A 26,776-nucleotide genomic window follows, 5' to 3' on the forward strand; every position below is an offset into this window, starting at 1 on the left:
ACGACACGGATCTCCGACTCAGTTGTATGGAAGCTCGTTATGCGTTGCCTGTTGTTCGCTTGTCTGCTGCTCGGTTCCCTGCCCGCCCTCGCCCTGGATCGTTTCCAGGTCGAGGGCTATGCCCTGCCCAACGGCCTGCAATTGCTGCTCAAACCCGGTACCGAACGCGGGCATGTGGCGATCCGCCTGGTGGTGGGCGTCGGCCTCGACGATTTCGACTGCAATGAAAAGGAGCTGCCGCACCTGCTCGAACACCTATTGTTCAGCGGCATCGACGCCACTGGCGAAGGTGGCCTCGAAGAGCGCATGCAGGCCCTGGGCGGTGACTGGAACGCCTTCACCAGCAACGCCGACACCACGTTCGTCATCGAAGCCCCGGCGAAAAACCAGCGCAAGGTCCTCGATCTGTTGCTGGATTTGCTGACCCAGACCCGTTTCGACGACAACGCGATCAACGCCGCCAAACGGGTGGTCGAGCGCGAGGACGGCGGCCATTACACCCGTCTGCGGCGCTTTCTCGACCGTCAGGACCTGGGCCACAGCGCCAGCAATCAGCTGGCGGTGGAGCTGGGGCTGAAGTGCCCGCAACGGGCCGAAGTCGATGGCCTGACCCGCGAACAGCTGGATAAGGTGCGCAGGGCCTGGTACGCGCCGAACAACATGACCCTGATCGTCGTCGGCGACCTCGACAAGTTGCTGCCGGCCTATCTGGAACGGGCGTGGGGCGCGCTCGAGGCGGTCGATCCGAGCGAGCATCGGCCGCTGCCGGACATCCGCACCAGTGCCGCCCATGAGCGCACGCTGACCCGTGGCTTCATCGGCAATGGCGCCAAGCTGCACTGGCTGGTGCCGGAGCCGGTGCTCGACGACCAGTACGACGAGACGTTCGATTTGCTAAAGGAATATCTGGAGTGGGCGCTGTACCGCGAGCTGCGCCTGAACCATGGCTTGTCCTACGGACCCTGGGCCGAGCGCGAGGTGTTCGGCGGTGTCGGCTTCATGAGCCTCAACGCCGATCTTGATCGTGGCGACATCACCGAAGCCGAACAGGTGCTGGAAGATCTCAAGGCCAGCCTGCTGAAGAACGGCCTCGATGCCGACACCTTCAATCGCATCAAACAGGCAGCCATCGCCCACCAGGCCTGGGCCGTGCAGGGCAACAGCGGCATGGCCGACTATTACTGGAGCGCGCTGGGCGACTACGAGGATGGCCGCTTCGCCGATCCTGCCCGGGAACTGCAAGGGGTGACGCTGGAAGCGGCGAACAAGGCCATGCGCGAATTGTTATTGCAGCCGGGGTATCTGCGCATTGAGAAAGCGTTGTTCAGTGACGATCAGGTGGTGTGGCTGATGGGCGGCGGTTCGGGCGTTATGTTGCTGCTTCTGCTCGGCTGGCGACTGCGCCGGCGAAAATCCGTGCCTTCAGACTGACCGGCAGCCTCGCCACAGGCCCTGGCGGGCGGTACTCTGTCGAGGTTTTTTTCCTCGACTGTCGTGAACCGCCCACATGCTCAAATTGAACCTCCTGATCCAGCGCATCCTCGAACTGATGAAGCGCTACCCCGGGGTCATCGCACTCGGCGGTTTCATTTCCGGCGTCGGCAGTTTCATTCTGGTCGACCGGCAACAGGGACTGGCGAGCTGGATCACCACGATCATGCTGCTGAGCTGGATCTGGCTGATGCTGGAAAACAGCCTGACCGAGCTGTTCACCCGGGTCTTCAAACGGGAAATACCTCAGCCGCTGCTGCGTTATGCGACGCAGATGATCCATCAGGAAAGTCTGTTTTTCGTCCTGCCGTTTTTCTTCATCACCACCACCTGGAACAGCGGCCAATTGGTTTTCACCGGCCTGCTGTGCATCGCGGCGCTGATCTCGATTGTCGACCCGCTCTACTACAAATGGCTGGCGCCCCGGCGTTGGGCGTTTCTCGCGCTGCACACCCTGACCCTGTTCGCGGCCCTGCTTACCGCCCTGCCGGTGATCATGCACCTGACCACCTCCCAGAGCTTCAAGTGGGCGCTGGGCATTGCCGTGGTGTTGTCGTTCCCGAGCCTGGCATCGATCTTCCCGATTCGCACCGTGCGCAATGCGCTGGCGATCCTCAGCATCACCATCGGTATCGGTGGCGTCGGCTGGGTTCTGCGCTCGTGGGTGCCGCCGGCAACGTTGTGGATGACTGACGTGGCGATCAGCACTCAGGTGCAGGACCGCACTCCCGGGGCCAGCCTGGAGCAAGTCAGTGCCGATCAGATACGCAGCGGCGGCCTCTACGCCTACACCGCGATCAACGCGCCGCGCGGGCTCGATGAGCGGATCTACCATGTGTGGCAGTTCAACGGCAAAGAGGTCGACCGCATTGCCCTCGACATCCACGGCGGGCGCAAGGAAGGCTATCGGGCGTGGACCCACAAGCAGAACTTCCCCGGCAATCCGGTCGGTGACTGGCAGGTGCGGGTGCTGACCGAAGATGATCAGGTGATCGGCGTACTGCGCTTCGAAGTGACGGACAGCACACCGATCAAAGAAAAGTAATCCGGTTCGTGCTATTACGTAGATTCGCTCAGCCGCAGAACAAGCACGGAGTCTATGACCAGCAGCGCGATGACCGGTAATGCCCGACTGGACACGTCAATCAGCCCTGCCCGCCTGCGGGTCACCGGGGACTGGACGCTTGTCCATTACGCCGAACTCAAGCACCTGAGCGAAACGCTCCGCGGTCAGTACGACGCCAGCACCACCATCGATCTCAACGGCCTCGGCGCCCTCGACACCGCCGGCGCTTCACTGCTGGTGGAGCTGCTCGGCTCCGAGCGACTGGGCAAGTCCGCCGAACATCCCGATTGCACGATTTCCGCTGCCGACCGCGCCTTGCTGCAAACCGTGTATCGCTCGCTGACCGACTTCTGCGTACCGGTCAAGGAGCCGGAAATCAGCGTCAGCGTGCAGTTGCTGACCCGTATCGGCCGGGCCGTCGATACGGTGTGGCAGGACACCCTGCAACTGCTCGGTTTTGTCGGTCTGATTCTCGAAACCATCGCTCGCAGCCTGTTCCGACCCAAGCGCTGGCGGATCACGCCGATGATCGCGCACATCGAACAGACTGGCCTCGACGCCGCGCCGATCGTCGCCCTGCTGACCTTTCTCGTGGGCGCGGTGGTGGCGTTTCTCGGGGCGACGGTGCTGGCCAGTTTCGGCGCCAGCGTGTTTACCGTGGACCTGGTGGGCTTCGCCTTTCTTAGGGAATTCGGCGTGTTGCTCACGGCAATCCTGATGGCCGGCCGGACCGCCAGTGCCTTCACCGCGCAGATCGGTTCGATGAAGGCCAACGAGGAAATCGACGCGATCCGCACGCTTGGCCTCGACCCCATGGAATTGCTGGTAGTGCCGCGGGTGCTGGCGTTGCTGGTAGCCCTGCCGATGCTGACCTTTCTGGCGATGATCTGCGGGATCATCGGTGGCGCCGTGGTCTGTGCGGTGTCGCTGGATATTTCCCCGGCGATGTTCCTCTCGCTGCTGCAAAGCGACATAGGGATTCAACATTTTCTGGTTGGCCTGGTCAAAGCCCCGATCTTCGCGTTCCTGATTGCCGCCATCGGCTGTCTGGAAGGCTTCAAGGTCAGTGGCAGCGCCGAATCGGTCGGCGCCCATACCACCTCGAGCGTGGTGCAATCGATCTTCGTGGTGATCGTGCTCGATGCGGTTGCCGCGCTGTTCTTCATGGAGATGGGCTGGTGAGTCGTCTACCCCGCATGCCGTCCGAAGCGGTGATCGAAGTCCGTGGCCTGTGCAATCGCTTCGGCAGCCAGAGCGTGCACGAGAACCTCGACCTGGACTTGTACAAGGGCGAAATTCTCGCGGTGGTCGGCGGTTCCGGCAGCGGCAAATCGGTGTTGCTGCGCAGCATCGTCGGTTTGCGCCGGCCCAGCGAAGGCATGGTCAAGGTGTTCGGCCAGAATCTGCCGAGCCTGCCGGAGCATGAGCGTTCGTTGATCGAGCGGCGTTTCGGTGTGCTGTTTCAGAAAGGCGCGCTGTTCTCTTCGCTGACGGTGACCGAGAACGTCGCCCTGCCCCTGATCGAACACGCCGGCCTGAGCCGTGAAGACGCCGAGCACCTGGCGGCGGTGAAACTGGCACTGGCCGGGCTGCCGCTGTCGGCGGCAGATAAATACCCCGCCTCGTTGTCCGGCGGCATGATCAAGCGTGCAGCCTTGGCCCGGGCATTGGCGCTGGACCCGGACATCCTGTTTCTTGACGAACCCACCGCCGGCCTCGATCCGATTGGCGCAGCGCAGTTCGACCAGTTGATCCTGACCCTGCGCGATGCGCTGGGGCTGAGTGTGTTTCTGGTGACTCACGACCTCGACACGCTCTACACCATTACCGACCGGGTGGCGGTGCTGGCGCAGAAGAAAGTGCTGGTGGCCGGGCCCATCGACGTGGTCTCGGAAACCGACGACGCGTGGATTCACGAATATTTCCACGGCCCTCGCGGCCGCTCGGCGCTGGACGCCGCCAAACTGCTTAACGAGGTCTGACATGGAAACCCGAGCCCATCATGTGTTGATCGGCCTGTTCACGGTGATTGTGGTGGCCGGCGCCCTGCTCTTCGGTCTGTGGCTGGCCAAGTCCAGCGTCGACACCGAGTTCAAGGATTACGAAATCGTCTTCAACGAAGCGGTCAGCGGTCTGTCCCGGGGCAGTCCGGTGCAGTACAGCGGGATCAAGGTCGGCGATGTGGTCAGCCTGCGCCTCGACCCGCAGGACCCGCGCCGGGTGCTGGCGCGGATACGCCTCGGCGGCGACACGCCGGTCAAGGAAGACACCCTGGCCAAACTGGCCCTGGCCGGGATCACCGGCACGTCGATCATCCAGCTCAGCGGCGGTACGCCCGAGAGCCCGAAACTGCGCGGCCATGACGGCAACCTGCCGACCATCGTCGCTTCGCCCTCGCCTATTTCGCGGCTGCTCAATGACAGCAACGACCTGATGAGCGGAGTCAGTACGCTGCTGAGCAACGCCAATCAGATGTTCTCCGCCGACAACATCGAGCGCGTGAGCAAAACCCTCGAACATCTGGAGCAGACCACCGGTTCGATCAATGATCAACGCGGCGACCTGCGCCAGGCCATGCAGCAACTGGCGACCGTCGGCAAACAGGCCGGCAGCATGCTCGAGCAGACATCGGCGCTGATGCGTAATGCCAACGGTTTGCTCAACGATCAGGGCAAACAGGCGCTGGGCAGTGCCGAGCAAGCGATGAAGTCGCTGGAACAGAGCAGCGCCACCATCAACGGCCTGCTGAGCAAGAATCAGAATTCCCTCGACAGCGGCATGCAGGGCCTCAACGGCCTAGCGCCGGCAGTGCGCGAACTGCGTGAAACCCTGACCTCGCTGCGGGCCATTTCCCAACGTCTGGAGGCCAACCCCAGCGGTTACCTGCTGGGCAGTGACAAGAACAAGGAATTCACGCCATGAAGCTGACTCGCCTCGCCCTCCTTGCCGGCTTCACGCTGATCGGCGCCTGCTCGATCCTGCCCAAGTCCGAGCCGCTGGATGTCTACCGCCTGCCTTCTGCGCAGGCGCCCGCCTCGGCCGCTTCGGCGACTCAGCATTGGTCGCTGCGTCTGAACAAACTGCAGGCCAGCGAAGCGCTGAACCGTCCGGGCATCGCGGTGATTCCCCAGGGTGACGTCATCAGCACTTACAAGGCTTCGCGCTGGAGCGACCCGGCGCCGGTGCTGATGCGCAACCGGCTGCTCGATGGCTTCCAGCGCGATGGCCGGGTGTCGCTGTTGAGTACCGACGACAGCAACTTCCAGGCAGATCTGGAACTGGGCGGCAGCCTGCAGGCATTCCAGACGGAATATCAGGGCCATCAGGCCAGCGTCGTGGTGCGGGTCGATGCGTTGCTGGTGCGCGGCCATGACCAGAAGATTCTCGCCAGCCACCGCTTTGAAGAGCGTCAGCCGCTCAATGATGTGAAGGTACCGGCGGTGGTGGCCGGATTCGGTCAGGCCAGTGATCGGCTGACGGCGAAGGTCGTGGCGTGGGCGGTGGAACAAGGCCAGAAATTCGCCCCCGCAACACCCTGATTCACCATAGCCCCTGTGGGAGCGGGCTTGCCCGCGATGGCGGTGTGTCAGTCACCAGAAATTCTGGATGTGCGGCCCTCTTCGCGGACAAGTCCGCTCCCACAGGGTTTTCTATCAGCCGAAGAACCAGTAGCAGACGCCGATTGCGCCTAGCACACCGGCCAGCTCGGCCAGCAGCGCGCATCCCACCGCATGTCGCGCCCGCTGGATGCCCACCGCGCCGAAGTACACCGCCAGCACATAGAAGGTGGTCTCGGTGCTGCCCTGGATGGTCGCCGCCACCAGCGCCGGGAAGCTGTCGACGCCGGAGGTCTTCATGGTTTCGATCAGCATCGCCCGGGCGGCGCTGCCGGAGAACGGCTTGACCATCGCGGTCGGCAGCGCATCGACGAAGCGCGTGTCCCAGCCTGCCCACTGCACCAGATGGCGAATGCCGTCGAGGCCGAAATCCAGCGCACCGGACGCTCGCAATACGCCGATCGCACAGAGCATCGCCACCAGATACGGCAGCAGGTTTTTGGCGACGTCGAAACCTTCCTTCGCACCTTCGACGAATGCTTCGTAAACCTTCACCTTGCGCAAGGCGCCGATCACCAGAAACAGCATGATCAGACCGAACAGCGTCAGGTTGCCGAGAATCGACGACAGGCCCGCCAGCGCGGTGGCCGACATCGTGGCCAGCAGCGCCATGAAACCGCCGAGGATCAGCGCACCGGGAATCAGATAAGCCAGCACCACCGGGTCCCAGACCCGCAGGCGTTGCATGAACGCCACCGACAGGAAGCCGACGATGGTCGAGCAACTGGTGGCCAAAAGGATCGGCAGGAACACCAGCGTCGGATCCGGCGCGCCTTGCTGGGCGCGGTACATGAAGATCGTCACCGGCAACAGGGTCAGGGACGAGGCGTTGAGTACCAGGAACAGGATCTGTGCGTTGCTGGCGACGGTCGAGCTGGGGTTGAGTTCCTGCAGCGCCTTCATGGCCTTGAGGCCGATCGGCGTGGCGGCGTTGTCCAGGCCCAGGCCGTTGGCGGCGAAGTTCAGGGTAATCAGGCCCAGCGCCGGATGCCCGGCCGGCACTTCCGGCATCAACCGCAGGAACAGCGGCCCGAGCACTTTGGCCAGCCATTCGACGATCCCGGCCTTCTCGGCGATGCGCAGAAAGCCCAGCCACAGGGTGAGTGTGCCGAACAGCAACACCATGACTTCGACCGACAGCTTGGCCATGGCAAAAATGCTTTCCACCATCGCCGCGAAGATCCCGGCGTTGCCGCCGATCAGCCACTGCCCCAGCGCCGACACGGCTGCCACGATGAAGAAGCCAAGCCACAGGCCATTAAGCATCAGTCAAATCCCCCGGAAGATGCGGCGAATGATAGCGGGGTCGCCAGAAACGACAAACCCCGGATTTCTCCGGGGTTTGTCAGGGCGCATGGCAGGTGGGGATCAGTTTTTCGAAACGTCACCGGCCGGCAGTGGTTCCTTGCTGCGCCAGTGCGGCAGCGAGTTCCAGTAGCGCTGGCCCTTGGCGTCGTCGTACATGCCTTCCCAACGGGCGATGACCAGCACGGCGAGGGCGTTGCCGATCACGTTCAGGGCGGTACGCGCCATGTCCATCACACGGTCGACACCGGCGATGAACGCCAGGCCTTCCAGCGGAATGCCGACGCTGCCCAGCGTGGCCAGCAGGACCACGAAAGACACGCCCGGCACACCGGCGATGCCTTTGGAGGTGACCATCAGGGTCAGGACCAGCAGCAGTTGCTGGCTGATCGACAGGTCGATGCCGTACAGCTGGGCGATGAAGATCGCAGCGATGGACTGGTACAGGGTCGAACCGTCCAGGTTGAACGAGTAGCCGGTCGGAACCACAAAGCTGCAGATCGCTTTCGGTGCGCCGTAGGCTTCCATCTTCTCGATCACGCGCGGCAGCACGGTTTCGGAGGACGCGGTGGAATAAGCCAGAACCAGCTCATCCTTGAAGATGCGCATCAGCTTGATCACCGAGAAACCGAACATTTTGGCGATCAGGCCCAGGATCACGAAGGCGAAGAAAGCGATGGCGACGTAAACCAGGATCACCAGCTTGGCCAGCGGCAGCAGCGAGGCGAAACCGAAGTTGGCCACGGTCACCGCGATCAGCGCGAACACACCGATTGGCGCGTAGTTCATGATCATGTGGGTGACTTTGAACATGCTTTCCGAGACGCCCTGGAACATCTTCACCAGCGGCTCGCGCAGGTCCGACTGCAGGCTCGACAGACCAAGGCCGAACAGCACGGAGAAGAAGATGATCGGCAGCATTTCGCCGCGGGCCATGGCCGCGAAGATGTTCGACGGGATCAGGTTGAGGATGGTCTCGATGAACGCGTGTTCATGCTGTACTTCGGCGGCGGTCGCCTGGTACTTGGAGATGTCCACGGTGCCCAGGGTGCTCATGTCGATGCCGGCACCCGGATGGAACAGGTTGGCCAGCAGCAGGCCGACGACGATGGCGATGGTGGTGACGATTTCGAAGTAGATGATGGTCTTCAGGCCGATACGCCCGAGCTTCTTGGCGTCGCCCACGCCGGCGATGCCGACGATAAGGGAAGAAATGACGATCGGGATCACGATCATCTTGATCAGACGGATAAAGATATCGCCTGCCGGTTGCAGGACATTGCTGATCCACCAGGGCTTTTCGGCACTGAAATGGTTGAGCAACGCACCGATTGCAATCCCCAATACCAGACCGATGAGGATCTGCCAGGCGAGGCTGAGCTTTGCCTTCTTCATATTCTTTACCCTTACTTGCGTTTGACTCAAGGCACATGCAGGAACTGGAACGCTCTTGGCGGAAAAGTCTGTGCATCTGCCTCCGTATAAGGTGCCCCGAAGCGCGTAATTACGGCTCTCCGGCAGGCGAAAAAAGGCGCAACTATTCCGATGCGGGGTTGCGCCGTCTAATGCCGTAAACGCCTACCCTATGCCGAATCGGCATGAGTTTTTTTTAGTGAAACTGGCGTCCCAACCGGTTCGAATACGACATTTCGGCAGGCATAAGTGCCGTGAACCGGCCATTACAGCGTAGATTGGTTATTTTTTGAGCGAGTGATTTCGACGAAAATTTTCGGAAAAAGCCTACGTTTGGAATCCAAAACCCTGACAGGCTTTATCGACTCTTTCTCGATATACGGTCGCGAGGAAACACCGCGAAACGCTTTTCGCGCGCAGTGTGAACGACAAAAAGATGAGCAGAACGCTCTGGATCAATGTTTTGTCACTTTGAAAGCTCAGCGCAAGCCCGTCGAACCACTTCGGGTTGGCGAACTTGCGTTGCAGCTTTTACCCTGACCCGGCCCTCATCGCAGGCACTCCCTGTACCCGTAGGTCACTCCGACCCTGAAACAGTCAGAACGTCCCGGCCCCCTGGTCATGCACCGGCCTTCCTCGGGCGGGCGCAATGGAAGGCAGCTGTCGGCTGCCTTCATGTTCAATACCAGTTCGGATCTTTCTTCAGCGTTTCCATCAACAGGTCCTGCATGCCCTGGTCGGGTTTGCCGAGGAAGCGGTAAGTGGCGTGTCGTGTTGGCGACTTGTCGGCCGGCAATCCTTCGGGCACATCGACCAGCATGGCGTAGGCGTGTTTCTTGTCGAAGCTGAACGCGACGATCAAGCGGTGGTTGAGGCACTTGTCCTGCGATTCGCAGAGCGGCCCCACCAAGTACTTGTCGCCGTCTTCCGTGACGGCATTCATCTGTTGGTCCGGCGCGCCGGATAGGTTCATGACCCATTCCGGCAGGCGTTCTTCCTTTTTCACCACGCCTTCCCAGGTTTCCCGGTATTGCGGGTCCGAACTCAAGAGTTCATTGACCCGGGTCTGGCCATCATTGGCCGCCATCGCCATGGCACTACCGCCCAGAAGCAGGGCGGCTGCCAGTGTCTTTAAAGCACTCATGATCAACCTCGGCCGCGACGGCCAAAGAAGAACGAGGCGATGAACATCACCAGGAACACGACAAAGAGAATCTTGGCGATACCCGTGGCGGTGCCCGCGATACCACCGAAGCCCAGGACTGCAGCGATGATGGCAATGATCAGGAATGTAATTGCCCAGCTCAACATGGTGATTCTCCTTGTTTCTATTTAGGGATGTTGCCGGTCTCGGCGCAGCGGCGCCCAGATTCGTGGATCAGAAAACCCAGCGTTCCTCGCGCGGCATGTCGCCCAACGGTTGCGGCTGGTCGACATCCATCATGCGCATCGCGCCGTTATCGACCTGGCTGCTGGTGACGGCGCTGAAGTGTGTCTGAGTGGCGTGTTGCATCGAAATCAAAGGCTCGGGGTGCTGACTCTGTTCCCAAAGCAGGTATTGCTGGCAGGCGATCAGGGTGATCAGCAGCGCCAGTGCGCCAAACAGGCCCTGCTGCAGATGCAGGGGCGAAATACGCATTTGGGCAGCACGTTGGCGAGTCATCCTGGTTTCCTCACTCTTGTCGGGTTGGGGCAGTGCATGTCTGCCCGGGCTGATAGAGGTATTGCAGTCGGCATGCCAGCTTTTTTGTTTGAAAAAATCCAATAAAATCAGTTAGTTAGAATTGACATGAAAGTTTTTGACGACGCATCCTGCACGATGGCCGTCTCGCGGTCGTGCGAAATGCACGAATGCGACGTAGGAGAAATCATTCTTTTTGAATTGAGAGCAGGGTATGGATGTCAGAAAAGGAAGCAGGCAAACGCCTGCAAATCGGCGATTGTTCAAAAAATCAACAAAATCAGTGTATTAGCCGAAAGGGCAGGAGAGAGCTACCCTGCCATGACTGGAATCGATCAGAATCAACCATGCAACTTGCCCGATTTTTCCGGGACTAACTCAAGACATTCATTTATGGAGCGTAGGAAACATGGAATCAGCCACTGAGCATCAAGGCCGCATTCTGCTGGTGGACGATGAGTCCGCCATCCTGCGAACTTTCCGTTATTGCCTCGAAGACGAAGGCTATACCGTCGCCACCGCCAACAGCGCAGCTCAGGCCGATGCGTTGTTGCAGCGTCAGGTATTCGACCTGTGCTTCCTCGATCTGCGTCTTGGTGAAGACAACGGTCTCGACGTGCTGGCGCAGATGCGCATTCAGGCGCCCTGGATGCGGGTGGTGATCGTCACCGCCCATTCGGCCGTCGACACGGCGGTTGATGCCATTCAGGCCGGCGCCGCCGACTATCTGGTCAAACCGTGCAGCCCGGACCAGTTGCGTCTGGCCACCGCCAAGCAGCTCGAAGTGCGCCAGCTCTCGGCGCGTCTGGAAGCCCTTGAAGGCGAGATCCGCAAGCCAAAGGACGGCCTGGATTCCCACAGCCCGGCGATGAAAGTCGTACTGGAAACGGCACGGCAAGTGGCGAGTACCGATGCCAATATCCTGATCCTCGGCGAGTCCGGTACCGGTAAAGGTGAACTGGCCCGGGCCATTCACGGTTGGAGCAAACGCGAGAAGAAATCCTGCGTCACCATCAATTGCCCGTCCCTGACTGCGGAACTGATGGAAAGCGAGCTGTTCGGTCACAGTCGCGGTGCGTTCACCGGCGCCAGCGAAAGCACCTTGGGGCGGGTCAATCAGGCCGATGGTGGAACGCTGTTTCTTGACGAGATCGGCGATTTTCCACTGACGTTGCAGCCAAAGTTGCTGCGATTTATTCAGGATAAGGAATACGAGCGGGTAGGGGACCCGGTCACCCGCCGCGCCGACGTGCGCATCCTCGCGGCCACCAACCTCAATCTTGAGGACATGGTGCGTGACGGTCGTTTCCGTGAAGACCTGCTGTATCGCCTGAACGTCATCACGCTGCATCTGCCGCCCTTGCGCGAACGGGCCGAGGATATTCTGACCCTGGCCGACCGTTTCCTCGCGCGTTTTGTGAAGGAATACGCTCGCCCGGCCCGGGGCTTCAGTGACGAGGCCCGGGAAGCCCTGCTGGGTTACCGCTGGCCAGGCAACATTCGCGAACTGCGCAACGTGGTCGAGCGGGCGAGCATCATTTGCCCGCAGGAGCGGGTAGAAATCAGCCACCTCGGCATGGCCGAACAACCGGCCAACAATGCCCCGCGAGTCGGCGCGGCCCTCAGCCTCGACGAACTGGAAAAGGCTCATATCGGTGCGGTGCTGGCGACCGCCGGCACCCTCGACCAGGCTGCCAAGACCCTCGGGATCGATGCCTCGACCCTGTATCGCAAGCGCAAGCAGTACAACCTGTGAGCACCCGCCGATGAAACTGGCGATGAAGTTGCGGACCCGCTTGTTCCTGAGTATTTCCGCACTGATCACCGTGGCCTTGCTCGGGCTGCTGCTCGGGCTGGTCAGCGTGATGCAAATGGCCGGGACTCAGGAAGCGCTGATCCGCAACAACTTCGTTACCCTCGATCTGGGCCTCAAGCTGCGCCAGACCTTGGGCGATCAGCTGATCATGATGCTCGCCGAGAAGCCCGATCCGGTGGCATTCGAAGCATCGAAGCAGCATTACTTCGAGCTGCTCGACGAGGGCATCGCTCAGGAGCAGAAAGACGATGACCGCCAGTACGGATTCCGTCAGGCCAAGGCCGATTACCTGAGTTTTCTGCAGGCGTTCGACCTGTACCGCGATCCGGGCGCGGCCCTGAGTGGTGGGGGAGACTTGCGCGAACGCTTCAATGTCTTGCGCAACGGTCTGATTTCCGAACACAAGCACGCACTGGACAATATCAACGCGGTACAGCATGACGCCCGGGACCGGGCGCTGTTGGTGGCCGGTCTGCTCGGGCTGGTAGGGCTGGCGGTGCTGATCATCGGTTTCATCACCGCCCAGGGGATTGCCCGCCGGTTCGGTGCACCGATCGAGGCGCTGGCGAAAGCGGCGGACAGCATCGGCCAGGGCAATTTCGAAGTGACCCTGCCAGTGTCCTCGGCCATGGAAATCAATCTGCTGACCCGCCGTTTCGGGCTGATGGCCGAAGCCCTTCGCGAGCATCAGGCGACCAATGTCGACGAATTGCTGGCCGGTCAGCAGCGCTTGCAGGCGGTGCTCGACAGTATCGATGACGGCTTGCTGATGATTGACCGCCAGGGTCATCTGGAACACCTGAACCCGGTGGCACAGCGACAGCTGGGCTGGGACAGCGACCGTTTCGGCGAGGGGCTGGGCAGTGCCTTGCAACGTCCGGAACTGGATGCGCAACTGCAACTGGTATTGCGCGGCGGCACTCTTGAGCGCGCGCCGGAAGACTTGAGCATCGAGGTCGACGGAGAATCGCGGCTGCTGACCTACAGCCTGACCCCGGTCAGCCACACCCAAGGGCATATCCTCGGCGCAGTGATGGTGCTGCACGACGTCACCGAGCAGCGTGCGTTCGAGCGGGTGCGCAGCGAGTTCGTGCTGCGCGCCTCCCACGAGCTGCGTACGCCGGTGACCGGCATGCACATGGCCTTCGGGCTGTTTCGCGAACGGGCGAAGTTTCCGGCGGACTCCCGCGAGTCGGATCTGCTCGATACGGTCAACGAAGAAATGCAGCGCCTGATGCAGTTGATCAACGACCTGCTGAATTTCTCACGCTATCAGAGCGGTTTGCAGAAACTCACGCTGGCACCATGTTCCATCGAAGATTTGCTGACGCAGGCGCAATCACGGTTCGCCGATGCTGCCGCGCAGAAGGGGGTGGCGTTGAATGTCGAGGTGCAGAGCCCCTTGCCGCGCTTGCAGGCCGATCAGGCGCAACTGGATCGGGTGCTCGACAATCTTATCGACAACGCCTTGCGCCACACCGCTCGCGACGGGTTGATCCGTCTGCAGGCGCGGCGCCATGGCGAGCGGGTCATCATCAGCGTTGAAGACAACGGTGAAGGCATTGCCTACGGCCAGCAGGGACGGATCTTCGAGCCCTTCGTGCAGGTCGGGCGCAAAAAGGGTGGCGCAGGGCTCGGACTGGCGCTGTGCAAGGAAATCGTTCAGCTGCATGGCGGGCGGATGGGCGTCTACTCGCGACCGGGGCAGGGCACGCAGTTCTACATGGCGCTGGCGGTCTAGGCTTCGTCGTCCATGCGGCGGCCGGCGAGCCGCCGGCCTCGTGTGATGAGCTCGATGAATTGCACGGCGCTCAAGGCCTGGGCGAACAGCCAGCCCTGGCCGAACTTCACGCCTTCGCTGCTCAGCAGTGCGGCCTGGGATTCATGTTCGATCCCCTCGGCGATGACCTTCAGGTCCAGGGCCTGAGCCATGTGAATGATGTGCGGGGCGACGCCGCTGCTGGCCGCGTCATGTCCGAGCGCATCAATGAACGCCTTGTCGATTTTCAGACAGTCCACCGGCAGGGTCTGCAGGTAGGAGAGGCTGCAATAGCCGGTGCCGAAATCGTCGATCAACACCTGGTGACCGACATCGCGTAACGCTTGCAGGTTTTCCCGGGCCACCACGACATCGATCAGTCCGCGTTCCGTCACTTCAAATGCAATCTGCCGTGCCGCTACCCGGTGCAGACTCAGCAACCGCGCCATGACCTGGCCGATGCGCGGCACCATCACATCACAGGCTGCCAGGTTCACCGAAATGTAGAGCTGTGGATTGGCCCGAAGCAGTTGACCCAGCTGTTCCAGCAGGCGCTGCAGGACGAAATCGGTCATCTGGCGGATCTGCCCGGTGTTTTCCGCCATCGGGATGAACAGGTCGGGACTGGTCAGCGTACCGTCCGGTCGCCGCCAGCGCAGCAACGCTTCGGCGCCGACGCAATTGCGACTGTCGAGATCGAAGATCGGTTGATACAGCACTTGAAGCTCACCGCGGCGGATCGCCCCGTGCAGTTCGGCATCCAGCGACTGACGCTGGCGGATCAGCCAGAACACCAGGACCCCGACAAATGCCCCCAGCAACAGACAAAACGGCACCATCCACCACCAGAGCTCCGGAATGTGCATGCCGGTGCGCGGTGTGATCAACACCAATTGATATTCCGGATTGTCGGTCGGCATGCGGTAGATGAGCTGTGTCTGGGTTATCTGCAGCGCGTCGGTGGACTTCGGTGGCCATGGCTCGGCAGGTGGCCAGGCCTGTGGAACGCCGAGCACCGGAATGGCTCGGGTTCCGTGATCCAGCACCACCAGCAGGCTGCTTTCCGGGGGCAGGTCGACCATGTCGGTCAAGTGCCCACGTGAGGTGGCCACACGAAAGTTGCCCCGTCCGAGCATCAGCGCCGCCCGGTTTTCATCGGGTTCGGTGGTGGTGTTCAGCCAGTAGCTGTAGGTCGGGCCTTTGATATCCGGTGGACGGACGACCGACAGACCTTCCTGGCGCGGACGATTGGAGCAGAGGCGGGAGGCATCCATGTAGGCCGCTTCATAGACGAAGCGATAGTTGAAGGTCACTTGCTGCAGCGTGGCGATCATCTCGTCGTCGCAACTGCGCAACGGTTGGGCTTCGAGGTCGTCGAGACTTTCGCGCAACTGGCCGAACAGCTGTTCCAGGCGAGCCAGAAAGCGCTCGCCCTGGGCGTTCATTTCCTGACTTTCGCTCTGTTCGACCTGATGCATGGCCACGAACAGTCCGCCGGTGATCAGCAGGCTGGCGCTGAGGACAGCCGCCAGCATCGCCAGAAACCACGGACGATAAAACCAGCTGCGCAGCGCCTCTCGGGTAGCAACCATATGGATATCCGAAGAATTACCAATGAGTTATAGCTGCTGATTGCGTTTTCGCCTCGACCGTCGGGCGGGCGTCATTATTTTGTCTGATTCAACACCAGCAGCAACGCTGCCGTTTGCGCATCCGGCGTGCCGTCGAAGCGGGAAGGGCGGAAGTGCATCTGGAAGGCGGCGAGTACATGGCGGGTCGCCACGTCCAGTTCACCGTTTTGCGGGGTTGCATAACCCAGGCGGGCCAGTTGCGTCTGGAACCAGCTGATGCTCGGTAACTCGACGTCGAATCTGACCTGCTGGCGGGCGACCGCCTGCTCGTCGGGCCACAGCCCCAGCCCCTCGGCAGCCAGGCGTTTCCACGGGAACAGCGGGCCAGGATCCAGCTTGCGCAGCGGTGCAATGTCGCTGTGTCCGATGATGTGGTCCGGGCTGATGCCGTGGCGTTTGCTGATGTCCCTGAGCAACACGATCAGCGACTGCACCTGCGCTTCACTGTACGGATACCACACGCGGCCGGTCGGCGTGTCCTTGAAGCCGGGATTGACGATTTCGATCCCGATCGAGCTGGAGTTGAGCCAGGTGCGCCCCTGCCATTCGCTTTCGCCCGCATGCCAGGCACGCAGGTTTTCGTCCATCAGCTTGTAGATTGTGCCGTTTTTGTCGTCGCCGATCAGATAGTGGCTGCTGACTTCACCGTGGGTCAGCAGTTGCAGCGAGCGCTGCAGGGAAGCAGAGGTGTAATGCACGATCACGAACTGCGCGCGGCTGTCGTGGTTGGCGGAAGGATGGCTGGTGTCGTAGCGCGGGCCGCTGGCACAACCGGCCAGGATGAGCAGCGACGCAATGAGAGCAAGGAATTTCATGGCAGAGAGCAGTACACACAAGACAATAATGCAACAGTGTAACGTAATGACCTGCCTGCGAACGGCAAAAGGTCTGATTTAAATGAAATGGAACAATTGTGTTCAGCCCAGTTCGACCCGGTTGCGACCCGCATTTTTTGCCCGGTACAGCGCCTGATCGGCCCTTTTGAGCACCAGATCGCTTCGCTCTCCTGGCTTGAACGATGCCAGCCCCATGGAAATGGTGATCGTCACCCGCTCGCCCTTGAAGTGAAAAGGGCAGGCCTCGATCGCGGCACGCAGCGTTTCCAGCAACCGGACGCCGACAGCCGGCGGGGTGGCCGGCAGCAGCAGGACGAACTCCTCGCCGCCGAAACGGGCAATGAAATCGTTGCCCCGCAGACGTTTGCGCAACACGGTGGCGATGATCTTCAACACCTTGTCGCCGGCCAGATGCCCGTAGTTGTCATTGATTCGTTTGAAGTGATCGAGGTCGAGCATGGCCAGGCTCAGGGTATTGCCGTGTTGCTGCCATTGGGCTATTTCATGGTCGAGACGCTCGCTCCAGGCGGCGCGGTTGGGCAGGCCGGTGAGCGGGTCGATCAGGGCTTTCTGGCGTTGCTCTTCAAGGTGTTCGCGATAGCCGAGGGCTTCTTGTTCCATGTGGGCCACACGTTCGGCGAGGCTTTTGAGGCGGTTGGCCACTTCCTGTTCACGGGCGTCGCGTTGTTTCTGGTGCTGGTCCATCGTGCCGAGCAGGCCTTCGAGATGGTTTTCCAGTACCTGCTTGAGGTCGTCCAGGTCCGCCGCTTCCTGCACGCTGTTCTGCAAACCGTCGACCTGTTCGCGAATCTGCGTGTCCATCGCCCGCGCTGCAGAGCTGTTGTCGGCATGGCCTTCGCTGGCGGCCTGCAGGTTGCTCTGGAATGCTTCGAGGCGTTCGTTGAGTTGCTGCAGATAAGCCTCGAATTCGTGCTGGCCGCTGTCGGTGATGGCCAGCATCAAGGTCGCCAGATCATCGAGGATCGGCAGCAGTTCGTACCAGTTCAAGCCGTTTTTCAGCCGTTCACGCATGGCTTCGGCTTGCGGACGATGGCGCTCCGGCAGGGTCAGGTCATCGAGTAGCCCGATCAACGTGTCTTCGATGTGTCTGGCTACCGAGCTGTAGGACGGTTCAGGCGAGTCCGGCAGGGCATAGAGAATGTCGTGCTCGGACTGCTCCGGATCGATGGCCGCCAGGGCCTGCGCAATAGGCTCGGGAAGGGGCAGGCTGTCGAGGATGACCGGGGGTGGGTTGTCACCGGGATGGATCAGTTCATCAGGGTTGATGGCGATTGGCGTCGGCGCAGCGAACACCGGAGGCAGCGCGGCGGCTGGTGGTTCAGGTTCCGGTTTGAAGGTCTGCGGCTCGCCGGGGGCGGGGACGACTTCGGGAACGATTCTGACAGGCTCGAAGGCGACCACTTCCGGCTCTGGCTCCGCCGCATGCTCGGGCGTTGGTGCGCAAGCTTGCGGCGGGGTGGCGGCAGCAACGGCAACAGGCTCGGCAGAGGCGACAGGCGTTTCCTGCATTGGCACTGCTTCAGGCGCAGCGGCGGGTGACTGCACAGGTTGAACATCCGGAGCCGCTCCGGCAGGTTGAGCCACAGGCGCAGGCGTTTCTTCGCTGTCACGGCTGCCGAACAGACGCTGCAACAAGCCGGGGCGTACCGGTTCAGCCGGCGTCTCCAACTGGCTCAAGGCCTTGCCCTGCAAGCCGCTGAGTTCGCTGAGCAGCAGCGGCATTTCCCGGGCCTGACTGACTCGACCGTCGAGTTGCTTGGCGAATTTCTTCAACGGCTGAGCAACTTCCCGGGGCAGCGGCAACGATTGCAGCTGGGTGACCAGCGCGTTGAGGGCGGTGCTGACCTGTTCGATGCGGGTTTCACGACGTTGCTCGGAATCGAGCACGGCTTTTTCCAGACGCGGCAACAGGGCGGCGAGGCCGGCATCCATGTCGTCGGTGCGTATCACGTCGCGCATTTCTTTCATGTATTGATCGACCACGCGGTCGGTACCTTCCGCCGCCAGGGTGCTGCGCACCAGGCCGCGGCGCAGCAGGTCGAGCCGGGCGTCCCATCGACGTTCCAGCTTTTCCTGTTGTTCGATGCTCTTGAGGTATTTTTCTTTCCAGCGCTGGGCTTCGTCGCTCATTCAGGCGTTCCGCGAGGGGCAGGACTCAACGCGGGCAATGCATCGGCCGTGAGCGAACCCGGCAGACGAATCTCTACCGCGACGGGCAGGTGATCGGAAATCGGTTGGGCCAGCACTTCGACCTTTTCCAGGGTCAGGGTCGGGCTGAGCAGAATATGGTCCAGGCAGCGCTGGGGGCGCCAGCTGGGGAATGTCGCTTCGAGTTGCGGGGCCAGCAGCCCGAGGTCGCGCAACGGTGAGTGTTGCAGCAGGTCGTTGGCGTGGGTGTTCATGTCACCCATCAGCACCTGATGCTGGTAGCCACCGATCAATTCGCGGATGTAGGCCAATTGCATGGTGCGTACCCGGGCGCCGAGCGCCAGGTGCATCATCACCACCACCAGCGCGTCGGGACCTTCGCCGAAGCGTACCAGTATCGCCCCGCGACCCTTTGGTCCTGGCAGCGGATGGTCCTCGATCGCCCACGGGCGCAGGCGACTGAGCACGCCGTTGCTGTGCTGGGCCAGTCGGCCGAGGTTGCGATTGAGCTGTTGATACCAGTAGGGGAAAGCGCCGAGATGGGCCAGGTGTTCGACCTGATTGACGTAGCCTGAGCGCAGGCTGCCGCCATCGACTTCCTGCAGGGCGACCAGGTCGAAGTCGCCGAGCAGATTGCCGATCTTCTGCAGATTGCCGGAGCGCCCGGGATGGGGCAGCAGATGCTGCCAGCTGCGGGTCAGGTAGTGCCGATAGCGCTCGGTGCTGATGCCAACCTGGATATTGAAGCTGAGCAAGCGCAAACGGCTGTCTGCAGGCAGGCCCGTGGATTCCAGGTGGTGCTCGTTGACCTGCGGATCATGCAGGCCGACGAGTCGTTCGGTTCCCCAGCGGCGCATGGCGATTGCCGCGCTTAGTTGGCGGCTGCCTTGTTGGCCGCTCGCTCTTTGGCGACCAGTTGGTCAGCCAGTTTCAGAGCCTCTTCGGCACCACCGGCAGAGCCGATGTCAAAGCGATATTTGCCGTTGACGATCATGGTTGGAACGCCGGAGATTTCATATTTCTTGGCCAGTTCGCGAGCCTTGACGATCTGGCCCTTGATGGCGAAGGAGTCGAAAGTGGCCAGGAACTTGTCCTTGTCCACGCCTTGAGTGGCGAGGAAGTCAGCCATGTCGTTCTTGTCGGTCAGTTTCTTGTGTTCTTTCTGAATCGCGTTGAACACTGCAGCGTGCACGTTGTGTTCGACGCCCATGGCTTCCAGGGTCAGGAACATCTGACCGTGGGCGTCCCAGGGACCGCCGAACATGGCCGGGATGCGAACGAAGTTGACGTCGGAAGGCAGTTTCTCGACCCATGGATTGATCACCGGCTCGAAAGCGTAGCAGTGCGGGCAGCCGTACCAGAACAGCTCCACCACCTCGATCTTGCCAGGCACGGCAACCGGTACCGGGTTGCTCAGTTCGACGTAAGGGGCGGCAGGTGCTTCGGCGGCCTGGGCCGTCACGCCGAACAGGCTGGCAGCGACGAGGGCGGCGCTGATGATCAGATTACGCATGCTTTACTCCTGGGCAAATTGGGTCGCCTCGCGCGACCTGTTTTCAGACAGATCCTGGCGGGCATGAGTTCTGTAGTGTAACGGCAGCGGCCACAAAAAAGGGCGGCCAAAGCCACCCTTTTTATACTTGCTGCAATGGATTAATCGAGCGTTAACGTGGTGGGGGTTGTTCTTCACACGCAACGCTCGAATCACCATCGCAGGCCGGGCCTCAGTGCAGCCCTTGAATGTAGCTGGAGACTGCCGCGATGTCCTCGTCGCTCAGCTTGCGAGCGATGGTGCGCATGGTCATGGCATCGCCGTCGTTGTTGCGACCGGCTTCTTCCTTGCGGAAATCGGTCAGCTGCTTGGCGATGTATTGAGCGTGCTGGCCACCCAGATGCGGAAAGCCTGCGGCGGCGTTGCCCGCGCCGTTCGGCGAATGGCAACCGGTGCAGGCCGGCAGGCCTTTCTCCAGGTTGCCGCCACGGAACAGGGCTTCACCGCGAGCGACGATTTTCGGGTCGGCGGCGCCGACGCTGCCTTTCTGGCTGGCGAAATAGGCGGCGATGTCAGAGAGGTCCTGATCGCTCAGGTTGGTCAGCAGTCCGGTCATTTCCAGAACGGTGCGTTTGCCCGACTTGATGTCGTGCAGTTGCTTGGTCAGGTAGCGTTCACCCTGACCGGCCAGTTTTGGAAAGTTTGGCGCCATGCTGTTGCCATCCGGGCCATGGCAGGCCCCGCATACGGCCGCTTTCGCCTGGCCTGCGGCGGCATCGCCTGCAGCATGGGCGAAACCTGAGATTCCCACGGTCAACAGCAGACTCACGATCAGTTTGTTCATCAGCTAATCCAACTACGGCTAAGGGTTAAGAGTTATGGACCGGGTTTACTCTCGCTCATCCAGAGGATGATGGCCTGGTAATCCTCGGCACTGCAGTCCATGCACAAACCACGCGGCGGCATCGCCTTGAAACCCTGGGTCACGTGTTGCACCAGCGTCCCCATGCCTTTCGCCAACCTCGGCGTCCAGGCTGCCTGATCGCCTCTTTCGGGCGCCATGGGTAGCTGGCCGGAATGACAGGCACCACAAACACGGTTGTACACGGCTTCCGGATCCTGTGTAGCCTGTGCGCCGCAAAGCGGCATCAGAACTCCGGCAGCCAGCAGCCATTTCGTCATAAAACGACCTTTTCAGGGTTGAGAGCGATCTGCGTTCTGTTGCGCAATCAAAGTCTGTCGCTCTCGTGAGCTTCATCCTTCGCCGGGACAAAGCACACACAAAATCTGCGGCATTATATACTGGCGTCACTGAAACGGAAGCGACACCGCGTTCCGCGCCCAATCCTGGCGCCGCCCACATCGGAAATCCCATGCAACTCAAGAATCCCATCCTCGGCCTGTGCCAACAGTCCACGTTCATGCTCAGCGCCGCCAAGGTCGATCAGTGCCCCGACGACGAAGGCTTCGAAGTGGCATTCGCCGGCCGTTCCAACGCCGGTAAATCCAGCGCGCTGAACACCCTGACTCACGCCAGCCTGGCGCGCACCTCGAAAACCCCGGGTCGCACACAGCTGTTGAACTTCTTCAAGCTAGACGATGAACGGCGTCTGGTCGACCTGCCGGGCTACGGTTATGCAAAAGTACCGATCCCGCTCAAGCAACACTGGCAGCGTCACCTCGAAGCCTATCTGGGTGGCCGCGAGAGTTTGAAGGGGGTGATTCTGCTGATGGATATCCGCCACCCGATGACCGACTTCGACCAGCTGATGCTCGACTGGGCCGTTGCCGCCGGCATGCCGATGCACATCCTGCTGACCAAGGCCGACAAGCTGACCTACGGCGCAGCCAAGAACACGCTGCTCAAGGTGCAGTCGGAAATCCGCAAGGGATGGGGCGATCTGGTGACGATCCAGCTGTTCTCCGCGCCAAAGCGCATGGGCCTGGAGGAGGCCTACACCAGACTGGCGGGCTGGATGGAACTGGCGGATAAGGGAGCAGAGCTGCCTGCTGAGTAAATCGCAGGCAAAAAAAGCCCCGGACTTCATATGGGGAGGGAGAAGTTCCGGGGTTCAAGTTCCGAACCGCTAGGGCGGGGTTCAGATATCTGCCAACACTTAACACAACATAGGAGCATCGAAGGGCTTCACCAGCCATTCAGTATCTCTGAGTGGCCTGTCGCAAGATTAGTTCAGATTCTTTTCAAAAAAGTTTGGAATAAGCTCAAGAACGATCAGCGCTAAGCCCTGTCGATGGCCTTGCCGCGACGCCCTGTCGCGGCAAAACCACGGCCCAGAGGCCTCAGTGCGCCTCATCCCAGTTGTTGCCGACGCCCACTTCCACCAGCAATGGCACGTCCAGCTTCGCCGCTTCGCTCATGTGGAGGCGAATTTCGTCGCGAACCTGATCCACCAGATCCTCACGAACCTCCAGCACCAGTTCGTCATGCACCTGCAGGATGACTTTGGCGTCCAGCCCCGAAGCGCTCAGCCAGTTATCCACCGCCACCATGGCTTTCTTGATGATGTCTGCTGCGGTGCCCTGCATCGGCGCGTTGATCGCCGTGCGTTCGGCAGCGGCGCGCTCCTGCGGCTTGTTGGAGTTGATGTCCGGCAGGTACAGACGACGGCCGAAGATCGTTTCCACATAGCCCTGATCCGCTGCCTGGGCGCGAGTGCGGTCCATGTATTCGCGAACACCCGGGTAGCGCGCGAAGTAGGTGTCGATGTAGGCCTTGGCGGTCTTGGTGTCGACGCCGATGTCCTTGCCCAGCTTCTGCGCGCCCATGCCGTAGATCAGACCGAAGTTGATCGCCTTGGCGCTGCGGCGCTGGTCGGACGTCACTTCGCCCAGCTCGACCTTGAACACTTCGGCTGCCGTTGCGGTGTGCACGTCCAGGTTGTTGCGGAAGGCGTTCATCAGGCCTTCGTCGCGGGACAGGTGCGCCATGATCCGCAGTTCGATCTGCGAGTAGTCCGCCGCCAGCAGGTTGTAGCCTTTCGGCGCGACAAAGGCCTGACGGATGCGTCGGCCCTCGGCGGTGCGCACCGGGATGTTCTGCAGGTTCGGGTCGCTCGACGACAGGCGACCTGTCGATGCCACAGCCTGATGATACGAGGTGTGGATACGCCCGGTGCGCGGATTGATCTGCTCCGGCAGGCGATCGGTGTAGGTGCTTTTCAGTTTGCTCATGGAGCGGTGTTCCATCAGCACTTTTGGCAGGCGGTGATCGTCTTCGGCCAGTTTCGCCAGCACCTCTTCGGCAGTGGACGGCTGGCCCTTGGCGGTTTTCTTCAGCACCGGCAGGCCGAGCTTTTCGTAGAGGATCACGCCCAGTTGCTTCGGCGAGCCCAGATTGAATTCTTCACCGGCGATTTCGAAGGCTTCACGCTCCAGCGCCACCATCTTGTCGCCCAGTTCGATGCTCTGTACGCCGAGCAGCGCGGCATCGACAAACGCCCCCTGACGCTCGATGCGTGCAAGTACAGGCACCAGCGGGATTTCGATGTCGGTCAGCACGCTGGCCAGGCTCGGAATGGCGCTGAGCTTTTCGAACAGCGTCTGGTGCAGGCGCAAGGTCACGTCGGCATCTTCGGCAGCATACGGCCCGGCCTGTTCCAGAGCGATCTGGTCGAAGGTCAGTTGTTTGGCGCCTTTGCCGGCGATGTCCTGGAAGCTCACGGTGGTGTGATCCAGGTACTTCTGCGCCAGGCTGTCCATGTCGTGACGGGTGGCGGTGGAGTTGAGCACGTAGGACTCGAGCATCGTGTCGAAGGCGATGCCGCGCACGGTGATGCCTTCGTTCTGGTCGCCACCGATGGCGCAGTTGGCCAGGATGTTCATGTCAAACTTGGCGTGCTGGCCGACCTTGAGTTTGTTCGGGTCTTCGAGGATTGGCTTGAGCGCGCGCAACACCGTGTCGCGATCCAGTTGCTCCGGGACGCCGATGTAGGAATGCGTCAGCGGGATGTAGGCCGCTTCGTTGGCCTGCACTGCAAACGACAAACCGACCAGCTGCGCCTGCTGAGCGTCGACGCCGGTGGTTTCAGTGTCGAAGGCAAACAGCTCGGCTTTCTTCAGTTTTTCCAGCCAGACGTCAAAGCGGGTCTGGTCGAGGATGGTTTCGTACTGCTTTTCAGTGCTGGCGGCTGGGGCTTCGGTTTTCGGGGCGCTGAACAGATCGACAACCGGCTCCGGGGCGGCGGCGCTGCTCAGTTCCTGGCGTTTGGCGTCGCGCTCCAGATCGTTGATCCAGCTCTTGAACTCCAGCAGGGTGAAAAGCTCGTAGAGCTTGGCCGGGTCTTCCGGGCCCATCTGCAGGTCGTCGAGACTGATATCCAGAGGTACGTCGACCTTGATGGTCGCCAGTTGATAGGAGAGGAATGCCATCTCCTTGTGTTCTTCGAGCTTGGCCGGCAGGGTCTTGGCGCCGCGGATCGGCAGGGTCGGCACGATGTCGAGCTGCGCGTAGAGCTCGGTCAGGCCGCCGTTTACACCGACCAGCAGCCCGGACGCGGTTTTCGGGCCGATGCCGGGAACGCCGGGGATATTGTCGGAAGAGTCGCCCATCAGGGCCAGATAATCGATGATCTGCTCCGGAGCGACGCCGAATTTCTCCTTCACGCCCTCCACGTCCATCGAACTGCCGGACATGGTGTTGACCAAGGTAATGTGCCCGTCGACCAGTTGGGCCATGTCCTTGTCGCCGGTGGAGATGATCACCGGACGATCAGCGGCTGCGCTGCTGCGGGCCAGGGTGCCGATCACGTCATCGGCTTCGACGCCATCGACGCACAGCAGCGGAAAGCCCAGCGCCTTCACGCTCTGGTGCAGTGGTTCGATCTGCACACGCATGTCGTCGGGCATGCTCGGGCGGTTGGCCTTGTATTCGGCATACATCTCATCGCGAAATGTCCCGCCCTTGGCGTCGAACACCACGGCGAACGGGCTGTCCGGATACTGCTTGCGCAGGCTTTTGAGCATGTTCAGCACGCCCTTGACCGCACCGGTCGGCATGCCTTTGGAGGTGGTCAGCGGTGGCAGCGCGTGAAAGGCGCGGTACAGGTAGGACGAACCGTCCACCAGGACGAGGGGGGCTTGGCTCATGAGCAGGATCAACCTTTTCGGCGGGTCCGGCGCTAGAATAGCGGGACCGTTGACGACAAAGGGACAAGGTTATCATGCGTACGTTAAATCGCTTGCTGCTGGTCAGTCTGATTGCTGTCTCACCGTTGCCTGCGATCGCGGCGGATGATGCGCCGTCCGCGGAGCCGGAAGTCACTATCCGTACCGAGGGTGACAAAACCATCCAGGAGTACCGGCAAAACGGTTTCCTGTACGCGATCAAGGTGACTCAGAAGGGTTTCCCTCCCTATTTTCTGGTGCGCGCGGACGGTACTGATGCAAACTTCATCCGCTCGGACCAGCCGGATATGCTGATCCCCGCGTGGAAGATTTTCGAGTGGAAGTAGTTTCTTAATTTCAACCGGCGCCGGCTCGATGGCGGCGCCAGAACTGAGCAGTTTTCAACCATGTCTGTGTTCACCCCCCTGGCTCGGTCCGAGCTGGAAACCTTTCTCGCCCCTTACGGGCTCGGCCGTCTGCTCGATTTCCAGGGGATCGCCGCCGGCAGTGAAAACACCAACTTCTTCATCAGCATGGAAAAGGGCGAGTTCGTCCTGACCCTGGTCGAGCGCGGCCCGGTGCAGGAAATGCCGTTTTTCATCGACCTGCTCGACGTTCTGCACGAAGCCGACCTTCCGGTGCCCTACGCACTGCGTACCACCGACGGTGTGGCCCTGCGCGAGCTGAAAGGCAAGCCGGCGCTGCTGCAACCGCGTCTGTCCGGCAAGCACATCAAACAGGCGAACGCCCAGCATTGCGCGCAGGTCGGTGATTTGCAGGCCCATCTGCACCTGGCAACCCAGGGCGACAGCATGATCAAGCGCAAGACCGATCGTGGCCTGGACTGGATGCTGGAGGAGGGCACGCAGTTTCTTTCGCGCCTCGGCGATGAGCCGCGTGCGCTGCTGCAGACCGCGCTGGACGAAATCACCCAACAGAAAGAGAAAATTCTCGCGCTGCCTCGGGCGAACATCCACGCCGACCTGTTCCGCGACAACGCGATGTTCGAAGGCACGCACCTGACCGGGTTGATCGACTTCTACAACGCCTGCTCCGGGCCGATGCTCTACGACGTGGCGATTGCCTTGAACGACTGGTGCTCGGACGATGACGGCCTGATCGACGGCCCGCGTGCGCGGGCATTCCTGGGCGCCTATGCGGCACTGCGTCCATTTACGGCGGCCGAGGCCGAGTTGTGGCCGACCATGCTCCGAGTGGCGTGCGTGCGGTTCTGGCTGTCGCGGTTGATCGCGGCGGAGTCATTCGCCGGGCAGGACGTGCTGATTCACGATCCGAAAGAGTTCGAGCAGCGGCTGGCGCAGCGGCAACAGGTCCACTTACCTTTGCCTTTCGCCCTTTAAAAGCTTCGCGAGCAG

The 26,776-nt window shown here is 61.2% G+C and carries 24 protein-coding genes; 11 read left to right on the forward strand and 13 right to left on the reverse strand.

Annotated elements, in window-relative coordinates; genetic code table 11:
* Positions 1–39: 39 nt before the first annotated feature.
* From BBF94_RS17095 to BBF94_RS17120, 6 genes are all read left to right on the forward strand, one after another.
* Positions 40–1,431 carry a M16 family metallopeptidase gene (locus tag BBF94_RS17095; protein WP_065260162.1) on the forward strand — a complete coding sequence of 464 codons (1,392 nt, stop codon included), beginning with the start codon at positions 40–42 and terminating at the stop codon, positions 1,429–1,431.
* A 76-nt stretch (positions 1,432–1,507) separates the two neighbouring features.
* On the forward strand, positions 1,508–2,536 hold the full coding sequence (locus BBF94_RS17100) for a DUF5924 family protein (RefSeq protein WP_065260163.1): 1,029 nt from the start codon (positions 1,508–1,510) through the stop codon (positions 2,534–2,536).
* Between the two features lie 54 nt (positions 2,537–2,590).
* Complete coding sequence (locus tag BBF94_RS17105) at positions 2,591–3,739, forward strand: ABC transporter permease (protein ID WP_065260164.1); 1,149 nt, start codon at positions 2,591–2,593, stop codon at positions 3,737–3,739.
* A gap of 14 nt (positions 3,740–3,753) precedes the next feature.
* The gene (locus BBF94_RS17110) at positions 3,754–4,539 is read left to right on the forward strand and encodes an ABC transporter ATP-binding protein (RefSeq protein ID WP_176704470.1); all 786 of its coding nucleotides are present in this window, start codon (positions 3,754–3,756) and stop codon (positions 4,537–4,539) included.
* A gap of 1 nt (position 4,540) precedes the next feature.
* Positions 4,541–5,479: an MlaD family protein gene (locus BBF94_RS17115; RefSeq protein ID WP_065260166.1), complete on the forward strand. Its 939-nt coding sequence runs from the start codon at positions 4,541–4,543 to the stop codon at positions 5,477–5,479.
* Entirely contained in the window at positions 5,476–6,096 is a 621-nt protein-coding gene (locus tag BBF94_RS17120; RefSeq protein ID WP_065260167.1) for an ABC-type transport auxiliary lipoprotein family protein, read from the forward strand. The genes BBF94_RS17115 and BBF94_RS17120 overlap by 4 nt, the downstream gene beginning before the upstream one ends.
* Positions 6,097–6,210: 114 nt before the next feature.
* Here BBF94_RS17120 and BBF94_RS17125 read toward each other — a convergent pair whose 3' ends face one another.
* From BBF94_RS17125 to BBF94_RS17145, 5 genes are all read right to left on the reverse strand, one after another.
* Positions 6,211–7,440, reverse strand: a complete 1,230-nt coding sequence (locus BBF94_RS17125) for a nucleoside recognition domain-containing protein (protein ID WP_065260168.1) — start codon at positions 7,438–7,440, stop codon at positions 6,211–6,213.
* A 102-nt stretch (positions 7,441–7,542) separates the two neighbouring features.
* Positions 7,543–8,874, reverse strand: coding sequence for a glutamate/aspartate:proton symporter GltP (gltP, locus tag BBF94_RS17130; RefSeq protein ID WP_065260169.1), 1,332 nt, complete (start codon positions 8,872–8,874; stop codon positions 7,543–7,545).
* Between the two features lie 697 nt (positions 8,875–9,571).
* The gene (locus BBF94_RS17135; protein WP_065260170.1) at positions 9,572–10,036 is read right to left on the reverse strand and encodes an inhibitor of vertebrate lysozyme family protein; all 465 of its coding nucleotides are present in this window, start codon (positions 10,034–10,036) and stop codon (positions 9,572–9,574) included.
* A gap of 2 nt (positions 10,037–10,038) precedes the next feature.
* Entirely contained in the window at positions 10,039–10,203 is a 165-nt protein-coding gene (locus BBF94_RS17140) for a DUF1328 domain-containing protein (protein ID WP_003177151.1), read from the reverse strand.
* Positions 10,204–10,270: 67 nt separating this feature from the next.
* Positions 10,271–10,555 carry a hypothetical protein gene (locus tag BBF94_RS17145; RefSeq protein WP_065260171.1) on the reverse strand — a complete coding sequence of 95 codons (285 nt, stop codon included), beginning with the start codon at positions 10,553–10,555 and terminating at the stop codon, positions 10,271–10,273.
* 427 nt (positions 10,556–10,982) lie between these two features.
* Between BBF94_RS17145 and algB the strand changes: the two genes are divergently transcribed.
* Both algB and BBF94_RS17155 read left to right on the forward strand, forming a co-directional pair.
* The gene (gene algB, locus BBF94_RS17150) at positions 10,983–12,329 is read left to right on the forward strand and encodes a sigma-54-dependent response regulator transcription factor AlgB (protein WP_025112294.1); all 1,347 of its coding nucleotides are present in this window, start codon (positions 10,983–10,985) and stop codon (positions 12,327–12,329) included.
* Positions 12,330–12,339: 10 nt separating this feature from the next.
* Positions 12,340–14,130: a KinB sensor domain-containing domain gene (locus BBF94_RS17155; RefSeq protein WP_065260172.1), complete on the forward strand. Its 1,791-nt coding sequence runs from the start codon at positions 12,340–12,342 to the stop codon at positions 14,128–14,130.
* Here BBF94_RS17155 and BBF94_RS17160 read toward each other — a convergent pair.
* The 7 genes from BBF94_RS17160 to BBF94_RS17190 all read right to left on the reverse strand — a co-directional run bounded on the left by BBF94_RS17160 (position 14,127) and on the right by BBF94_RS17190 (position 21,458).
* A complete protein-coding gene (locus BBF94_RS17160) occupies positions 14,127–15,740 on the reverse strand; it encodes an EAL domain-containing protein (RefSeq protein ID WP_065260173.1) in 1,614 nt (537 codons plus the stop codon). The genes BBF94_RS17155 and BBF94_RS17160 overlap by 4 nt on opposite strands.
* A gap of 74 nt (positions 15,741–15,814) precedes the next feature.
* Complete coding sequence (locus tag BBF94_RS17165; RefSeq protein WP_065260174.1) at positions 15,815–16,594, reverse strand: N-acetylmuramoyl-L-alanine amidase; 780 nt, start codon at positions 16,592–16,594, stop codon at positions 15,815–15,817.
* Between the two features lie 102 nt (positions 16,595–16,696).
* Positions 16,697–18,766: a GGDEF domain-containing protein gene (locus BBF94_RS17170; RefSeq protein ID WP_065260175.1), complete on the reverse strand. Its 2,070-nt coding sequence runs from the start codon at positions 18,764–18,766 to the stop codon at positions 16,697–16,699.
* Positions 18,763–19,641 (reverse strand): endonuclease/exonuclease/phosphatase family protein, encoded by an 879-nt coding sequence (locus BBF94_RS17175; RefSeq protein ID WP_065260176.1) that lies wholly within the window; start codon positions 19,639–19,641, stop codon positions 18,763–18,765. The genes BBF94_RS17170 and BBF94_RS17175 overlap by 4 nt, the downstream gene beginning before the upstream one ends.
* Before the next feature lie 14 nt (positions 19,642–19,655).
* A complete protein-coding gene (locus tag BBF94_RS17180; protein ID WP_065260177.1) occupies positions 19,656–20,297 on the reverse strand; it encodes a thiol:disulfide interchange protein DsbA/DsbL in 642 nt (213 codons plus the stop codon).
* Between the two features lie 211 nt (positions 20,298–20,508).
* Complete coding sequence (locus tag BBF94_RS17185; protein WP_065260178.1) at positions 20,509–21,120, reverse strand: c-type cytochrome; 612 nt, start codon at positions 21,118–21,120, stop codon at positions 20,509–20,511.
* 32 nt (positions 21,121–21,152) lie between these two features.
* Positions 21,153–21,458: a c-type cytochrome gene (locus BBF94_RS17190; RefSeq protein WP_065260179.1), complete on the reverse strand. Its 306-nt coding sequence runs from the start codon at positions 21,456–21,458 to the stop codon at positions 21,153–21,155.
* Between the two features lie 191 nt (positions 21,459–21,649).
* Here BBF94_RS17190 and yihA point away from each other — a divergent pair, with 191 nt between their 5' ends.
* Positions 21,650–22,294 carry a ribosome biogenesis GTP-binding protein YihA/YsxC gene (yihA, locus tag BBF94_RS17195; protein ID WP_065260180.1) on the forward strand — a complete coding sequence of 215 codons (645 nt, stop codon included), beginning with the start codon at positions 21,650–21,652 and terminating at the stop codon, positions 22,292–22,294.
* 283 nt (positions 22,295–22,577) lie between these two features.
* On the opposite strand, the gene polA is transcribed toward yihA, so the two are convergent.
* The gene (gene polA / locus BBF94_RS17200; protein ID WP_065260181.1) at positions 22,578–25,382 is read right to left on the reverse strand and encodes a DNA polymerase I; all 2,805 of its coding nucleotides are present in this window, start codon (positions 25,380–25,382) and stop codon (positions 22,578–22,580) included.
* Positions 25,383–25,456: 74 nt separating this feature from the next.
* Here polA and BBF94_RS17205 point away from each other — a divergent pair, with 74 nt between their 5' ends.
* Both BBF94_RS17205 and BBF94_RS17210 read left to right on the forward strand, forming a co-directional pair.
* Positions 25,457–25,747, forward strand: coding sequence for a DUF2782 domain-containing protein (locus tag BBF94_RS17205; protein WP_065260182.1), 291 nt, complete (start codon positions 25,457–25,459; stop codon positions 25,745–25,747).
* Between the two features lie 60 nt (positions 25,748–25,807).
* On the forward strand, positions 25,808–26,761 hold the full coding sequence (locus BBF94_RS17210; RefSeq protein WP_065260183.1) for a homoserine kinase: 954 nt from the start codon (positions 25,808–25,810) through the stop codon (positions 26,759–26,761).
* Positions 26,762–26,776: the final 15 nt, after the last annotated feature.

The organism is Pseudomonas bananamidigenes (assembly GCF_001679645.1).
Taxonomy (GTDB): Bacteria; Pseudomonadota; Gammaproteobacteria; order Pseudomonadales; family Pseudomonadaceae; genus Aquipseudomonas; species Aquipseudomonas bananamidigenes.

Bases quoted from the DNA above. Each gene is read 5' to 3' on its own strand.
- BBF94_RS17105 (WP_065260164.1), top strand. From the start codon at position 2,591: ATGACCAGCAGCGCGATGACCGGTAATGCCCGACTGGACACGTCAATC.
- BBF94_RS17170 (WP_065260175.1), bottom strand. From the start codon at position 18,766: ATGAGCGACGAAGCCCAGCGCTGGAAAGAAAAATACCTCAAGAGCATC.
- BBF94_RS17160 (WP_065260173.1), bottom strand. From the start codon at position 15,740: ATGGTTGCTACCCGAGAGGCGCTGCGCAGCTGGTTTTATCGTCCGTGG.
- BBF94_RS17210 (WP_065260183.1), top strand. From the start codon at position 25,808: ATGTCTGTGTTCACCCCCCTGGCTCGGTCCGAGCTGGAAACCTTTCTC.
- BBF94_RS17185 (WP_065260178.1), bottom strand. From the start codon at position 21,120: ATGAACAAACTGATCGTGAGTCTGCTGTTGACCGTGGGAATCTCAGGT.
- yihA (WP_065260180.1), top strand. From the start codon at position 21,650: ATGCAACTCAAGAATCCCATCCTCGGCCTGTGCCAACAGTCCACGTTC.
- polA (WP_065260181.1), bottom strand. From the start codon at position 25,382: ATGAGCCAAGCCCCCCTCGTCCTGGTGGACGGTTCGTCCTACCTGTAC.
- BBF94_RS17115 (WP_065260166.1), top strand. From the start codon at position 4,541: ATGGAAACCCGAGCCCATCATGTGTTGATCGGCCTGTTCACGGTGATT.
- BBF94_RS17120 (WP_065260167.1), top strand. From the start codon at position 5,476: ATGAAGCTGACTCGCCTCGCCCTCCTTGCCGGCTTCACGCTGATCGGC.
- BBF94_RS17190 (WP_065260179.1), bottom strand. From the start codon at position 21,458: ATGACGAAATGGCTGCTGGCTGCCGGAGTTCTGATGCCGCTTTGCGGC.
- BBF94_RS17155 (WP_065260172.1), top strand. From the start codon at position 12,340: ATGAAACTGGCGATGAAGTTGCGGACCCGCTTGTTCCTGAGTATTTCC.
- BBF94_RS17180 (WP_065260177.1), bottom strand. From the start codon at position 20,297: ATGCGTAATCTGATCATCAGCGCCGCCCTCGTCGCTGCCAGCCTGTTC.
- BBF94_RS17100 (WP_065260163.1), top strand. From the start codon at position 1,508: ATGCTCAAATTGAACCTCCTGATCCAGCGCATCCTCGAACTGATGAAG.
- algB (WP_025112294.1), top strand. From the start codon at position 10,983: ATGGAATCAGCCACTGAGCATCAAGGCCGCATTCTGCTGGTGGACGAT.
- BBF94_RS17205 (WP_065260182.1), top strand. From the start codon at position 25,457: ATGCGTACGTTAAATCGCTTGCTGCTGGTCAGTCTGATTGCTGTCTCA.
- BBF94_RS17175 (WP_065260176.1), bottom strand. From the start codon at position 19,641: ATGCGCCGCTGGGGAACCGAACGACTCGTCGGCCTGCATGATCCGCAG.
- gltP (WP_065260169.1), bottom strand. From the start codon at position 8,874: ATGAAGAAGGCAAAGCTCAGCCTCGCCTGGCAGATCCTCATCGGTCTG.
- BBF94_RS17145 (WP_065260171.1), bottom strand. From the start codon at position 10,555: ATGACTCGCCAACGTGCTGCCCAAATGCGTATTTCGCCCCTGCATCTG.
- BBF94_RS17165 (WP_065260174.1), bottom strand. From the start codon at position 16,594: ATGAAATTCCTTGCTCTCATTGCGTCGCTGCTCATCCTGGCCGGTTGT.
- BBF94_RS17095 (WP_065260162.1), top strand. From the start codon at position 40: ATGCGTTGCCTGTTGTTCGCTTGTCTGCTGCTCGGTTCCCTGCCCGCC.
- BBF94_RS17140 (WP_003177151.1), bottom strand. From the start codon at position 10,203: ATGTTGAGCTGGGCAATTACATTCCTGATCATTGCCATCATCGCTGCA.
- BBF94_RS17135 (WP_065260170.1), bottom strand. From the start codon at position 10,036: ATGAGTGCTTTAAAGACACTGGCAGCCGCCCTGCTTCTGGGCGGTAGT.
- BBF94_RS17110 (WP_176704470.1), top strand. From the start codon at position 3,754: ATGCCGTCCGAAGCGGTGATCGAAGTCCGTGGCCTGTGCAATCGCTTC.
- BBF94_RS17125 (WP_065260168.1), bottom strand. From the start codon at position 7,440: ATGCTTAATGGCCTGTGGCTTGGCTTCTTCATCGTGGCAGCCGTGTCG.